Genomic DNA, 13,883 nt, shown 5'->3' with positions numbered 1-13,883 from the left:
TTATTAGTTAGATACAGGTTTTTGGGCTAGATCTGTTTTTTAGTACTCGCTTATTGCTTAGGCAAAAGCACAGTATCGATTACATGAATCACACCGTTAGATTGCTTAACATCAGCAATAGTTACGTGAGCAACACGACCATTTTCATCTTCAAGCATGATTTTATCGCCCATATAAGTAGCCATTAATGTACAGCCACCAATGGTAGGTACTGGGTGTTTGCCCATGTCATCATCGATCATGGTTTTAATCGCGCCAGACAAGGCATCGGCTTTTACCACATGACAAGCTAACACTTTAGTTAAAGCGGCTTTGTTTTCTGGTTTCAACAAACCAGCTACCGCCCCCTCTGGTAATTTATCAAACGCCGCATTGGTTGGCGCAAATACAGTAAATGGGCCAGGTCCTTGTAATGTTTCAACTAAACCAGCTGCTTTAACGGCAGCCACTAATGTCGTATGGTCTTTAGAGTTGACCGCATTTTCAATGATGTTTTTGCTCGCATACATTGGAGCGCCACCCACCATTGGATTTGCATTATCATCAGTAGTTTTCATACCACCAGCAGAACAGCCAGCAAGTGTTAAAATTGTTGCAGCAGAAACAAGACTTAGTAATTTCATTGTTATTCTCCAGTTTGTTTTTCCATAACAATTCGCCATGGTTATTAAGAAATACGCTGCGAATTAAAAAAGGTTTCAAGCTTTTCCAAAATAACTTTAAAAAATTTCTAAGCAGGCTTAAAAACCAAAGAAATCCCATTTAAACAATGGCGCAATCCTGTTGGTTGCGGGCCATCATCAAAAATATGCCCCAAGTGACTACCACATCGACGACAATGAACTTCTGTGCGCTTCATAAAGAAGCCATTATCTTCTTTCGTACCAACGGCATCAGGTATTGGCCAACCTGTGCCACTTTCATATTTCGTATTACTAGGATATAGAGGAAGATCGCAACCTTTACAGAAATAAGTGCCCTCTCGCTTTTCATTCAGCAAAGGACTACTACCTGGACGCTCTGTTTTCTCTTCTCTCATTACTTGGTATTCAAAATCACTTAACTTTGCTTGCCATTGTTTCTTACTTCGAACCACCTCAAAATTTTCACCAGAGGTGGAAGAGATAGCCATAACAGGTGTACTAAACGAATGAGAACCACCAATAACACAAGCGGTTGTTACGAGAAAATTCCGACGATTCATAGTATTTCTCCTTATTAGAATTAGGCTGTTGCTTTATAGTCAAAACGCAATAGATACCAATAAGTACGTAAAAACCTAAAATAAAGTTTCAATTTGCTAGGTAAAAAGCGCAATGAGAAGCCCAACTAGGTGGCACTAGTCCTTCTGCAAAAAGGTTTGATTTTTTAAAACGCAAAAAAAAGGGTAAGTTCCGAAGAACTTACCCTTTCTTAAATATTCTGAGTAGCGAATTAAACTACTGTAATATTTTCTGCTTGAGGACCTTTTTGGCCAGCAGTAACAACGAATTCTACTTGTTGACCTTCAGCCAATGTTTTGAAGCCATCGCTTACAATTGCGCTGAAATGTGCGAACACATCTGGACCAGACTCTTGCTCAATAAAACCAAAACCTTTCGTTTCGTTGAACCACTTAACGGTTCCTTTCACTGTATTAGACATAAATAATCACCTGAGTTTTAAATAGCCCTTTAGGGGCCGATTTTGCAAAAAAATAGACTTGTACTTAAAAACTTTCAGGACGAGGATTTTATGAATAAAACAACGTATTGCAGAGTTAATAATTTTAGACTTCTTTCTAGCTTGTGCCGCCATAATATAGAGATATATGTTAGATAGATAGCTTTATTCTTTATAATTTGAAATTAGATAGAGCAGAGAAACGAAACAAAAGGATCATCACTATTTCTCTTCTTTTGCTTTAGCTAACAACAAAAACCTCTTATGGATTTTTCGCGTCGCTAACCACACACCACCAACCACAAGAGGCACCGACAAACCTATCACTAGGCTTTTATCAAAATGGACACCTTTGTCATAAACCGCTTCGATCAAGAACTTCAACAGTCCCACACTGTAATAACTGATTGCAGCTACCGACAGGCCCTCAACTGTGTGTTGCATGGCAAGTTGAATTTTCGAGCGCCGATCCATAGAGGTGAGCAGTTGTTGGTTCTGAGATTGAATCGACATTTCTACTTGGGTACGCATCATATCTGATACCCTGTCGATACGCGTAGAAAGGCTTTCTAAATGATTACCCGCTGTATTACAGGTTCGTACTGCTGGTGTTAATCGACGAGTCATAAATTCGGTAATGGTTAAATGGCCTGATACTTCGTCTTCTTTTAACTCATTTAAACGCTTTAAAACCAACTCGTGATATGCCCTTGTGGCACTGAACCGAAATGAGGTTTTTGACCGAGTCGCTTCGACCCAAGCAGCCATATCAATTAGTTCACTCAATAAAGCCTGCTCATCAAGTGCTGCTGTCGCGTCAGACAAATTAGCCGTGGTTTGCGCTAACTCTTCGTCCATGGCAACCAATTCTGCGTTGTATTTACGCGCCATGGGTAGTGCTAATAAGGCCATCAAACGGTAGGTTTCTATTTCGACTACGCGCTGGACCATACGACCCAATTGACTATCGCTCATTCGCTTATTGTAAATAAGAAAGCGGCCACAACCATCGCTGTGCAGCTGAAAAGTTGTCCAGACCTGAGCATCACCATTTTGAGGGCGGCTGCCAACTAAACGCATTCCTTCAAAATGACTCTTAACGAGGGCTAAGTCTGGTTCAGGAATGGTTCGAGCATCCTCAACGGCTACATGAAAGGCAGCAATAGTATTACCTGGCATATTTGACAACCACTCAAGCGGCAAATAAGACAAGGCGTTTTGAGCAAAAACACCTAACCCTGTATCAACTTGAGTGTGGATTATCATGTAAGAAATAAACTCAAGGTGCTTATCCCGACGCAGCTTAAAAGAGCCAAAATCTACTTCAAAACACACACTGTCATTTTCTGGAGGTGTACCGTTAAAATGATTGTACAGTGAACAGAAATGTTCAAATTCTGCTTGCTTTTGATCTGCCCCAACAATAACAGCGAGGTAACTGATTCTAGCTGGACTGGGCAAAACCTGAAATGGACGTGAATGCAACTCTGCATACAATGCATCTCGTAATGGGTGCGTCTTTAATCCGTATGAGTTATTAACCTGATTCATTGTGTTATCTGTCAAACCTTCTATTAGAGTGATTTAGAAAATATCACTCTACAACTGCGTGTAGGTTACTCGGTGAGTGCCATAATATTTTATTTTTACCACTCTTTTTAGCAAGCCCAAGCATGCCATCAGCCGCATTAAAAAAGTCTTCACTGCGACAATGTGGACTAGGAGACTTTGTAGCACCACCAACACTCACTGTTACTTTGCCGCTACAGTTTTGATGAGTGTAAGCTAAGTTCAACGATCCAACACCTTGCATACAGCGACGAGCCACTTCAATTGACTCTTCTTGAGAGTGACTAGGCAATAAAATGACGAACTCTTCACCACCATATCTTGCGACAAGTCCTTTGTCTAATACTTGCTTGGCCAATACGGTGGCCACTTGCTGTAGAACCTTATCGCCTGTGGCGTGTCCATAGCAATCGTTATATTGTTTGAAGTTGTCGATATCAATTACCAATAAAGAAAGACTCGCTTGGTTGGCGATTGCGTTTTGCCATTCTTGTTCAATAACGTTTTGGTATTTACGACGGTTGGCAAGTGATGTTAAAGGGTCAATATTGGCCAACTTCTCTAGCATCTTGCGTTGTTTTACAAGCTGTAAATGAAGACGTACACGAGCCTGAACAATGTTCGTATGCAATGGCTTTTGAATGTAATCACTAGCCCCCATTAATAACGCTTTTTCTTCATGGCTCGAATCATTTAATGCAGTAATAAAAATAACAGGGATAGCACTTGTACGCACATCATGACGAAGAAGGGACATGGTTTCAAAGCCATCCATTTCAGGCATCACCACATCCAATAAAATCAAATCTGGCTTATATTCCATGGCTTTTCTAATGCCTTGCTCACCACTTTTTGCAAGCATAACGACAACTTCATCGTTAAGCATATCACTGATTATTTTCAGGTTGATTTTTTCGTCGTCAATGACTAAAACACTTTGTTCTTCTGTCATCGTCTTTTATCGCCTCGAAGCGCCAAAATAAGTTGAGATGCTTTTACAGTTGCCGTCTCAAACTCAATATTTTTTATATCGAAAATGATATTTTCGACGTCCAATGTATACCTTGTTCCCCTGACCGTTTTGCGCAATAAACTAAAGTAGTTTTCTACAAAAAAATCTGATTTTTTTAATAATGGAACAATAGCTTGCAGCTTAATCAGCAAATCCTTTTCATTAAAACTCTTAGCTTCTTCACTATATTCAAGCAGAGAAGAGTAAGGCGTTAATATCTTTTCAAGTGAGTCATTAAGATCGCTCACCATCATTTCAAGACGACTTAACAAATGTAAATCTGGTACATCTTCCTTAATATTACTTTCTAGCTCAGCACAATAAGATGACAATTCAAATGCACCTATATACGCTGAATTTGATTTCAATGAATGAAGAACAATCGCCAAATCATCACCTAAAAATCCATGCAACGAAAATACCTTGTATTTATTATAAAAAGCCGTGGCAATATCAAGATATAAGCTTTTCTTCCCGTTCAGATGCTCAATAGCATCATCAACAGATAATGTATCTATTGATGAGAGCTGAAACAATAGTTCATCGTAGGAAGAATCATGACTAGGAGCAAAAAAATCATGCTTTTGTATAGACTTATGAGTATCTTTTACTTCAAAATGTTTTTGTAATGTTTTGTATAACTCTGATTTTTGAATTGGTTTATCTAAATGTGCATTCATACCAGCTTGTGCAGACTGCTCTTTTGCCTCATCAGAGACATGAGCTGTCATAGCAATGATAGGAATATTACCATATACCGAAGACCGTCTAATGTATCTAGCCGCTGCCAGACCATCCATAATGGGCATTTGAATATCCATCAATACCAAATCATATTTTTTACTATTTAGTTTATAAATAGCTTCTTCACCATTACCAGCCACATCCACATTGATAGAGGTATCGCCCAAATAGCCTAAAATGACCTTCTGATTTATTAAGTTATCTTCCGCCAATAAGACATGATATTGCGAAAAGTCCGGAACGTCCCCATCCTCATAAAGTAACTTATCACTAAAAGCCCCTTCCACCTTTTCATTAACCGTGGCTAGGTCAACCATTTCATTGCTAGACATGTCCTCTGTATATACAGATGCATGCGATGCGATATTAAGAGGTAGAGTAAAACTAAACGTAGAACCTTGCCCTAATTCACTATGAACCCAAATCTCCCCCCCCATCAGCTCACAAAGTTGACGCGAAATAGTTAAGCCTAAACCAGTCCCACCAAACTGACGAGTAATACTGTCATCAGCTTGCTGAAAAGATTGAAATAGTTGATCTATATATGTTTTCGAGATACCTATGCCAGTATCAATGACGTCGCATCTCAACAAAACATCTTTATCGTTTTTTTCATCTGTATACATGCGTACACATATACCACCGCACTCGGTAAATTTAACAGCATTCGTCACAAGGTTAATCAATACTTGCTGTATACGTAGTGGGTCACCCAAAAGCATGGGAGGGAGTGATGGAGAAATGTCAGCCGTTACCGCTAGTTTTTTTTCTTCGGCTTTAATTGCGTTCATATTGATCGCATGCTGAACAATTAATCTGGGCGAAAAAGGCACCGCCTCTATACTCATTTTACCTGCCTCGATCTTCGAAAAATCGAGTACATCATTTACAAGGCTAAGTAGGGTCTCCCCTGAAGATAAAATAGTATTGATGTAATCTTTCTGTTCAATACTTAAAGCGGTTTTTAAACTTAAATGGCTTAATCCAATCACAGCATTAATGGGCGTGCGTATTTCATGACTCATCTTGGCAACAAATGAAGATTTCGCTTCCAATGCTTCTTCTACCGTACATTTTGCACTTTCTAACTCTTTGGTTCGCTCTTGTACCTTGTGATCCAGGTCTTGATTGATCGTTTCGAGTGCTGCGCTGTACTCAAGCAGCTTTTCATTAGCTTTTAATGCAACAATTTCAGCTTCTTTTATTTTTGTAATATCACGGCTTACGCCACAAACAAAAATGGGGTTACCCGATGCATCAAAAATAGGCACAAGCAAAGTATCAACATAGACATCTTTACCATCATAAGTAGCGTATTGGGCAACTGAAATAGGTTCTCGTGCCGCGATAGCTTTCCGATAAGAACTATAAAGACCCTCTACAATATCATCGCCCCATGTATCCCTAATATTCATGCGATGAATTTTCGCTTCTCTTGATAACCCCATTATTTCTCTTGATGCGGGATTATTATCAAACAAAGTAAACTCGCCGTTAGACTCTACGGACATAATAAACATTAGGTCTGCAGAGTAGCTCCACAGTTTCAAAAAGCAATCAATAATTATTTGATCATGTTCGGTTTGATCAAATGTATTAATCAAATTCATACTACTATGCTCCATCAATTTAATAATCCTTGCGGTTACTTTTTCTGAGTAGCCAACTTTCAACATCAGACTGATAGTAAACATTTTCAGGGCTTGTGGCGTTAGCAATCCACCTAGATAGCTGTAAAGAATTGTTACTTATGTCTAACCATCCGCTTAATGAAACAGGGACATTCCTACCGCGCATATATCCACAAACACTAATACTTTGACGACCTAAATCATTAACCCCTGTATCCGTAAACCCTTTCAAGGTAATCATCGTATCCTGATACTTAGCAACACCTTGCACCAAACCATAATGATTATTTGTTACTGTTAAGCTTAATTGAACTTCAGGGTTAACGCCGACCCATTCACCATTAATAGGGTTATCAAACACAACGCCTTCGGACTCAAAGTGCACCAAAGATACGAATGTATCAGATACGTTTGACACTTTTTGGAAAGCCAACTTATCAATGTAATCCCCCGACGAAAAGCCATTAAAGTCACATGTAGCAACAAGTGAATTAGTAACACTCAGCTCACCAGCACCTAAAAGCTGACCACAATAAGTGGATACCCAGTGCCAGCTTTCATCAGGTGTTTCTGCATTTATAGGGTGCCAATAAATTGATAAAACTACGGCCAGGCCTTTACCTTCTTGTGGTGTCTTTGGTGAACATTGTCCGATAACGCTATAAATTCCTGTAGAACCTGTTGTCGAGGAGTATTGACCGACGATGGCACCACCCTCGACAACGAGAAGATCCATTTTTGAGCCATAACTATTCACCCAAGAACCATTTAAATTCTGAGACATAACCCCTCCTATTTATGAGTGAAAAATACGTGCTACCGAATCTTGTTCAGTTGTAATAACTTTTACCCCATCAAGCTTATTAAAAATCCACATCCCAACAGGTGTTATAAAACGTTGAGAACCATCGGAAACAATTTTGTATTCATATACAGTATATAAATAGTCCATGAGCACGGAACCGACTAAAACGAGATTGTTCATTCCATCCAAAGGAGCAAATTGAGAAATAGTTTTACCTTTGCCCTCACCCTCCTCAATAAAAACATCGTAAATTGAAGACGGAATAACTAATTTACCCGTCTCATTTTTATCTGTTTCTCCAAGCTCAATCGTTACATCTTTACCATATAAAGAAGTCAGTTTAAAAGCGTCATCCATTAACGCCGGGTCTCCTTTAAATTGAGAGGAACCAGAGTCTAAGGAGAAGAAACAAGTAGGTACTGAAGAGTCACCTTTTTTGATTAGTTGCTCATCACCCACAGAAAAACTAGTTAGTGGACTTGTCCAAATATAAGCCACGGACGCAATGGAATAAGGTTCCCAAGGCAAAAACAAATACTCCCTACTCTCTCGGTAATCTTGATTCAGCTGCCCAAATGCGGCTTGACCGACCTTGCGATCGTTATCAGTTAGAAAAGTGACATAAGGATCTTTCGCATTGACCACCCCTTGATCAACTAAACTTTGAAAGAAATGAAATGACGTCGTTTCTGGCTCTTTTCCCGGAGTCAAACCTCGGTAAGATCGATAAACGGAAGAGAAATCGGGTAAATCCATTGTGCTTGGAATACCAATACCGCCATCCCAATCAAGCTCCCTGAACTGAGAACCTTCATAAGATTGTGCTAAATATACATCCGAAGACACAGACACTAAGCCATTCTCCATTTTTTCTAGTGCCTCTGGCGTTAAGGTGAAAATATCCTTACCCGTTTGTACCTGCATACTTCCCCATGGACCAAAATCGACATTAATTGGCTTCGTACTTATCCATGAAAAGCTCGTTGATTTGTCATAAACAAACTCTGTATCTCCATAATGATGACAAGTATCCGATCCACATAAACTAGAAGTCACCCAAATAAAATTGCTGCCAGTATCAAAGGAAAACTTTAACGCTTGTGCAGTCGTACCAAGTCCAACATACGCATACCAAGGTGATGCACCATTATTCTGATAAGGCCCCCGATCAAGAGAAATAACAATCCCTTTTTTTTCATTTTTTACCGATAACGACTTATCCATACTTCCTCCAGAAAAACACAGTGTATACTTGACGACATATACAATGAACGTGCCAAAAAAAACAGCAGGGTTAATAACTTTATGAGTATTTCGACCACTAAATCCAGCATTTTTATATTAGGATGTACTTTTATCAGCTTAGTACATGGCAACGACTTAATCGCTTTTGGAAAAAGTTGCTTGGTAAAGGAAGAGCTCTTAAAGAAAGCTGAGACTAGATTAGAAGAGTTATCGCTTCGGTCAGAAAGGACGCACAGGAAAAATAGCCAAGCGATAAACTATTTAGAGCGCTATCAAACAGAACTAGCAGATTTAGAAACAGAAATGACAGAATGCATCAACACTACACCTAATAGTGCTTATTGCCATCAAGTTAGACGCAGATACAACGAGTTAACCTATCTAATTCAGCGAGTCAAAACAGAAGCTATAGATAACAATTTTGGTGATAATGACGCAAGCATTAATTACGAAATAACAAGAGCAAACTTCAATCAACACTATGACGATTTTCTAGCCTTATGCCGAGACTCAAATACACACTACTCGTTGGTGAGAAATCCAACGGCTTACGCTGAGGTTTGCTCAAACCCAACAGCAAAAGAGTCCATAACTTGCACCCTGTTCTAATCATTTATATAAAGAAAAGAAAAACTAACTTGCAGGCACTTTACTACTTTGCACTACGTTAACTAGCTTATCCATCGGGAAACCTAGGGCTTTCGCTTTTGCTAATAATCGACGTTTAACCTCTTCTGGCATTCTTGGTGTACGAGACAGTAACCAGAAGTAATCACGACTCGGCCCAGATATCATGGCATATTGGTAATCTTTTTTATCCAATTCGAAAATCACATAAGCACCATAAAATGGTCCGAAAAACGATACTTTTAGGTGACCGACATCTGAAGAGTTTACAAAATAAGCACGGCCTTCGGCTTCCCGCCATTTTTTATCTTCTGCAGAATAACCACGATTCACCACAGCCACACCGCCATCGTCACGCATAGAGTAAGTCGCCGTCACCTCTGACAAACCTTCTTCAAAAGCATGATCTTGGCGGACGATTTCATACCAAGTCCCCAAATAACGCTTAACTTGGAACTCGGTCACAGGATCAATATTTTTAGGGGCACTGGTACAACCCATTAATAAAGCGCAGCCTGCAAGAAAAATCGCCTTTATCCCATTCGTTATTTTCATTTTAGTGTCCTTTATAAAAAAACCAATGCATTCAAAGCATCATACAAATGTCACACTTTTATTGCAGTCTAGTAAAAACTATTGTGAGGGAAGATGCCTCTTGTTTAGCACTAGACTAATACGTCCATGGAATCAAAGACGACACAACATTCGCCAAAATAAATCGCTTGTCGTTAATCTTAACAGCACGACACCTGTTACAACCATAGACCCTAAATATTTATCTTTCTCGATTGATATTTCAGTACTCGCTGGTGGTTTCTGGTGGGAAGGCAGCAAAGGAACACAGCGAGGACTTGGTACAGAGCGAGTTAAACCCCTGAATTTACAACAAGAACAACTCGACTTGTTAGTTCAAGCACTTGGCCCCGCTTATGTTCGCGTCGGGGGATCAGAAGCTGATAACGTCCGCTACTTTACGTGCACTAACGCACCGACTAGTGGCCATTCTGATGCTCTTCTTATCACTCAAAACATGTGGCATCAGCTTCATGAATTTTGTCAGCGTAATCAATTAGCTCTTATGTTCACCATGAAATACGGCCTATTTGATCGACGCCAACAAGGCGCGTGGCAAGCAACTGACGTTAAAAGCTTGTTGGAGTATTGCCAAGCTCATAGCCAAATTATCGATATTTGTGAACTGGGCAATGAACTCAACGCCTACTGGGCCTTTCATGGTTTAACCTCTCAACCCAGCGCGAAAAACTTAGCCAAAGATTATGACACTTTCATTCGCTGTGTTCGTCAATACAGCCCCAAAAGCAAAATTGCAGGACCTGGCAGTGCTTTTTGGCCCAAAATCGGCGAAGCCGTCAAACCACTGAGCAATATTTCAGCGTCATTTTTAAACTGTTTAGAAGAGCCTCTCGATATTGTTGATTGGCATTATTACCCATTTCAAAGCAGCCGCTCACCAATAAAAACCCGCGCGGCAACGATCAAAAATATCCTTTCGCCAAGCTCTCTGATGGATTACGAAAAATATTCAAAGCAACTAAAAAAGTTTCGCGACCTATATCAGCCCAACGCTCAACTTTGGACAGGAGAGACTGGATCAGCGCAATGCGGCGGACAAGCCCGACTCTCTGACCGCTTTGTGTCATGCTTTTGGTGGGCAGATCAACTCGGTCGAGGTGCGAAAATTGGTCAAAAAGTGATGATAAGACAAAGCTTAATCGGCGGAGATTATGCCCTTATTAATCAACAAACACTGAAACCCAACCCAGATTATTGGGTGAGTTGGCTATGGAAAAAGCTAATGGGAAAGTACGTTTTTGACGTGCAAAGCAACGACCCCTATGTACAGATTTATTGCCATAGCGCGAAACAAGAAGGAAAATGTACTCTGCTTATTATCAATATGTCAGCCAGCCCCAAAATCCTTCATTGCAACGGCTTTGGATCGAAAAAGAAACGCTTTGAAATTACCGCGGACTCCTTAACCTCCAAAAAAATCCGTATCAACGGCCTCAAACCCAAATTTAAAAATGGCAAAGTTAAACTCAGTGACTTTCCCAAGCTTTCTAAACTCAATATTGTCAGCCCTTATAGCATTAATTTTTGGTGTTTTAAGGTATGAAAGTATCTAATCCCCCCCTAAAATAGTCCAAAAAATAAGCCTCCCACTATCTATCGTATTTCAGTAATGAGAAGCTATTAAAAATGAATTACTAGAACCTCCTAGACAACTAAATAGACATACTAAGGTGTTACAATTGAATTTGATCGATTGGTTTACTGCAGTCAGTAGCAGAACAAAACATTGTTAATATTTCACTCACTTTTTTCAGAATACTGTCGACTTGAACCTTAGAAAAACGAGCTTCTTGGAATGTAGTGACGATACGTAAAGCATGCAGTCCACCAGCTAAAACATCATCCATGACTTCAAAATGTAAACCAAACATGGAATCCTTCTTCTCTGGAGGAACTTGCTGATAAAAGATATCTCCTGTCGGCGATTGTAATGAACCATTTAGCGCATTATTCGAATGTATATGTATATAAACATCAAACAGCAGCCCATCATCAATTGGCATACCCAATTCTTGCTGAATCAAATTTATCGGAATATCTGCATAACTCATCGACTCATTTATCTGCTCAGTAATACTTGCAAGTAGCCCATTGATAAGCTCGTGATGATCAAACTGCACACGATGGGCAACCATAGTAGTGAAGTAACCGACCGTATCAAAAAAGTCAGGATCTGTTCTACCTGATGCAGAAGTTCCTATTACAACTTCTTCCAACTTTCCTTCTATATGCAGGGATAATGCAATCGCTGTATACAAAACACTAAAAAGAGACGATTCATGCTGTCTAGCAAAAGTAGACAATTTTTGAAATGCATCTTTACCAAGATCGAGCTCCGTCCATTGGGCTTTAGTAGACATATCTCCCGTCACATCAGCTTGATAGTTCGACTCAGAAAAACTTAAGCCTTTTGTGGCTCCATGCAATCTATGAACCCAGTAATCAACATGTTGTCGATTTAATCCTTGCTTTGATTGCAGTAAAGCAAAATCATTAATAGTACGCGCAGGCTGCTCCCAAATCGGTTCATGGGTATTTGCACGAGCCATATACGCGTAAGATAAATCAGCCATCATCGTATTCAAAGACCATTCATCAATCACCATATGATGAACTAACAAAGATAGAATTTGCGGTTCGCTTACAGAATCATGTATACAACGCACTCTTAACGGAAGCTCACAAGTCAAATCAAACTGATAGCTGGCCTCATCAGAAGGCGTAATACCTTTACTTTCATCACTTCTCCAAAACCATTTATATTGATCTAATTCTGAAGTGGGAATGATATGCTGAGTGACCTGCCCATTTTGCGAATTAAACATTGTTCGCAAGCTAGCATGACGTACTAAAACATCGTTAAACGCCCTAGATAATACCGCTTCATCAACCCTGTCCTCAAACGATATAACAAATGGTAAATTATAAATCGGACTAAAATCGTAAGCAGAATAAGCTTGCCACAAAAAATTTTGTGCTAGGGTAAGCGGCGCTGTGCATTCTTTCGACGGGCTTTCAGAAGCATCTTGTTGATACGCTTGCCCATTAGTGATTGCCCGTTCGGCGAGCGTTAGCGCTGTAGAGGATTTAAAAAAGTCATTAAAGTTAACCTCAATACCATGAGACTGCAAAAGCTTACCAATAACACGAGTGGCCAATAACGAATGCCCTCCATGATCAAAAAAATCATCTTCTAGCGTCATATCTGGTTCAACTAGCGCTACACGAAATTCATTAAGAATAATGTTCGCTACCTGCCCTTTAGTAAGCTGTGACTTACTGGGTTCGATTATCTGCTTAGCATTATTTCGTCGCTGAATTGAACACGAGTCAAGGGGAGTTAATAAGAGAGCAGGTCCAGATAATGAGAGTTGCTGGTAATTATGCTGTATACAAGCTATTAACTCTTCAAATTTATAACTTTGATCAAGCATAGGGTGAATATCTACAACAAGAATATCCTCTGGCTGGGCATGCACCACAACGGCACTAAAAGGAGGAGTATTGGCAGCGTCCCAAGCTAAACCTTGACGCGCTTCTAGGTAGCTAAAGACATCGCCTTGCAGCGTAACGTCAGTAAGGCACGCGCCGTAGTCTTGTGAGTGATATTTAACGACCTCTCCGTCATCACTAAAGCTGTATCTGGCATTTAAATTTGGGTTCTCTTTGATCACATCTAGTATGGCTTGTCTCAGCAATACAAGATCGGCATGACTATTTAACTTCCAAGCATGAATATTTCTAGGAACTTGTTCAGGTTGCTGTAACTGTAACATCCAAATGTTTTCTTCGTAATCACTAACCTGAAACATACCTGTATCGCTGAAATTAGAAACCTGTGTAAACATAGTACTCCCTGTTCGAAACCTAATAAAAATAAATAAAACGACAGCAACTTTCGTTTTTACGAGCGCCATCAAATAACCGCTTGCACAGCCTCTCCCACCCTTCTTTTTACGGTTTGCCAAATCAACTAAAAGTGCTTACCAAAGTG

Annotated in this window: 12 protein-coding genes; 2 read left to right on the top strand and 10 right to left on the bottom strand. The window is 39.8% G+C overall.

Annotation, left to right across the window (positions count from 1 at the left end; genetic code table 11):
* Window positions 1-50 precede the first annotated feature (50 nt).
* The 8 genes from DFP80_RS01470 to DFP80_RS01435 all read right to left on the bottom strand — a co-directional run bounded on the left by DFP80_RS01470 (window position 51) and on the right by DFP80_RS01435 (window position 8,647).
* Window positions 51-623 (bottom strand): fasciclin domain-containing protein, encoded by a 573-nt coding sequence (locus DFP80_RS01470; RefSeq protein ID WP_113915036.1) that lies wholly within the window; start codon window positions 621-623, stop codon window positions 51-53.
* Between the two features lie 107 nt (window positions 624-730).
* A complete protein-coding gene (gene msrB / locus DFP80_RS01465; RefSeq protein ID WP_113915035.1) occupies window positions 731-1,204 on the bottom strand; it encodes a peptide-methionine (R)-S-oxide reductase MsrB in 474 nt (157 codons plus the stop codon).
* A 230-nt stretch (window positions 1,205-1,434) separates the two neighbouring features.
* On the bottom strand, window positions 1,435-1,644 hold the full coding sequence (locus DFP80_RS01460; protein ID WP_113915034.1) for a cold-shock protein: 210 nt from the start codon (window positions 1,642-1,644) through the stop codon (window positions 1,435-1,437).
* 240 nt (window positions 1,645-1,884) lie between these two features.
* On the bottom strand, window positions 1,885-3,213 hold the full coding sequence (locus DFP80_RS01455; RefSeq protein WP_113915033.1) for a DUF3422 family protein: 1,329 nt from the start codon (window positions 3,211-3,213) through the stop codon (window positions 1,885-1,887).
* A 43-nt stretch (window positions 3,214-3,256) separates the two neighbouring features.
* Window positions 3,257-4,183 (bottom strand): GGDEF domain-containing response regulator, encoded by a 927-nt coding sequence (locus tag DFP80_RS01450; protein WP_113915032.1) that lies wholly within the window; start codon window positions 4,181-4,183, stop codon window positions 3,257-3,259.
* On the bottom strand, window positions 4,180-6,597 hold the full coding sequence (locus tag DFP80_RS01445) for an ATP-binding protein (protein ID WP_113915031.1): 2,418 nt from the start codon (window positions 6,595-6,597) through the stop codon (window positions 4,180-4,182). The genes DFP80_RS01450 and DFP80_RS01445 overlap by 4 nt, the downstream gene beginning before the upstream one ends.
* A 19-nt stretch (window positions 6,598-6,616) precedes the next feature.
* Window positions 6,617-7,402: an avidin/streptavidin family protein gene (locus DFP80_RS01440; protein WP_113915030.1), complete on the bottom strand. Its 786-nt coding sequence runs from the start codon at window positions 7,400-7,402 to the stop codon at window positions 6,617-6,619.
* Window positions 7,403-7,414: 12 nt separating this feature from the next.
* Window positions 7,415-8,647, bottom strand: coding sequence for a pepsin-like aspartic protease (locus DFP80_RS01435; protein ID WP_113915029.1), 1,233 nt, complete (start codon window positions 8,645-8,647; stop codon window positions 7,415-7,417).
* An 81-nt stretch (window positions 8,648-8,728) separates the two neighbouring features.
* Here DFP80_RS01435 and DFP80_RS01430 point away from each other — a divergent pair, with 81 nt between their 5' ends.
* A complete protein-coding gene (locus DFP80_RS01430; protein WP_113915028.1) occupies window positions 8,729-9,277 on the top strand; it encodes a hypothetical protein in 549 nt (182 codons plus the stop codon).
* A 24-nt stretch (window positions 9,278-9,301) separates the two neighbouring features.
* Here DFP80_RS01430 and DFP80_RS01425 read toward each other — a convergent pair whose 3' ends face one another.
* Window positions 9,302-9,850 (bottom strand): lipocalin family protein, encoded by a 549-nt coding sequence (locus DFP80_RS01425; protein WP_113915027.1) that lies wholly within the window; start codon window positions 9,848-9,850, stop codon window positions 9,302-9,304.
* Window positions 9,851-9,950: 100 nt separating this feature from the next.
* Between DFP80_RS01425 and DFP80_RS01420 the strand changes: the two genes are divergently transcribed.
* Complete coding sequence (locus DFP80_RS01420) at window positions 9,951-11,432, top strand: glycosyl hydrolase family 79 N-terminal domain-containing protein (RefSeq protein ID WP_241560176.1); 1,482 nt, start codon at window positions 9,951-9,953, stop codon at window positions 11,430-11,432.
* 130 nt (window positions 11,433-11,562) lie between these two features.
* On the opposite strand, the gene DFP80_RS01415 is transcribed toward DFP80_RS01420, so the two are convergent.
* Window positions 11,563-13,737: a condensation domain-containing protein gene (locus DFP80_RS01415; protein WP_113915131.1), complete on the bottom strand. Its 2,175-nt coding sequence runs from the start codon at window positions 13,735-13,737 to the stop codon at window positions 11,563-11,565.
* Window positions 13,738-13,883: the final 146 nt, after the last annotated feature.

The organism is Marinomonas rhizomae, assembly GCF_003315485.1.
In the GTDB taxonomy this organism is placed as follows: domain Bacteria; phylum Pseudomonadota; class Gammaproteobacteria; order Pseudomonadales; family Marinomonadaceae; genus Marinomonas; species Marinomonas rhizomae.
Note: the sequence above shows the minus strand (reverse complement) of the source record. Positions and strands in the feature narration are given on the sequence as shown.

Bases quoted from the DNA above. Each gene is read 5' to 3' on its own strand.
- DFP80_RS01470 (WP_113915036.1), bottom strand. From the start codon at position 623: ATGAAATTACTAAGTCTTGTTTCTGCTGCAACAATTTTAACACTTGCT.
- DFP80_RS01455 (WP_113915033.1), bottom strand. From the start codon at position 3,213: ATGAATCAGGTTAATAACTCATACGGATTAAAGACGCACCCATTACGA.
- DFP80_RS01460 (WP_113915034.1), bottom strand. From the start codon at position 1,644: ATGTCTAATACAGTGAAAGGAACCGTTAAGTGGTTCAACGAAACGAAA.
- DFP80_RS01430 (WP_113915028.1), top strand. From the start codon at position 8,729: ATGAGTATTTCGACCACTAAATCCAGCATTTTTATATTAGGATGTACT.
- DFP80_RS01435 (WP_113915029.1), bottom strand. From the start codon at position 8,647: ATGGATAAGTCGTTATCGGTAAAAAATGAAAAAAAAGGGATTGTTATT.
- msrB (WP_113915035.1), bottom strand. From the start codon at position 1,204: ATGAATCGTCGGAATTTTCTCGTAACAACCGCTTGTGTTATTGGTGGT.
- DFP80_RS01445 (WP_113915031.1), bottom strand. From the start codon at position 6,597: ATGAATTTGATTAATACATTTGATCAAACCGAACATGATCAAATAATT.
- DFP80_RS01415 (WP_113915131.1), bottom strand. From the start codon at position 13,737: ATGTTTACACAGGTTTCTAATTTCAGCGATACAGGTATGTTTCAGGTT.
- DFP80_RS01440 (WP_113915030.1), bottom strand. From the start codon at position 7,402: ATGTCTCAGAATTTAAATGGTTCTTGGGTGAATAGTTATGGCTCAAAA.
- DFP80_RS01450 (WP_113915032.1), bottom strand. From the start codon at position 4,183: ATGACAGAAGAACAAAGTGTTTTAGTCATTGACGACGAAAAAATCAAC.
- DFP80_RS01425 (WP_113915027.1), bottom strand. From the start codon at position 9,850: ATGAAAATAACGAATGGGATAAAGGCGATTTTTCTTGCAGGCTGCGCT.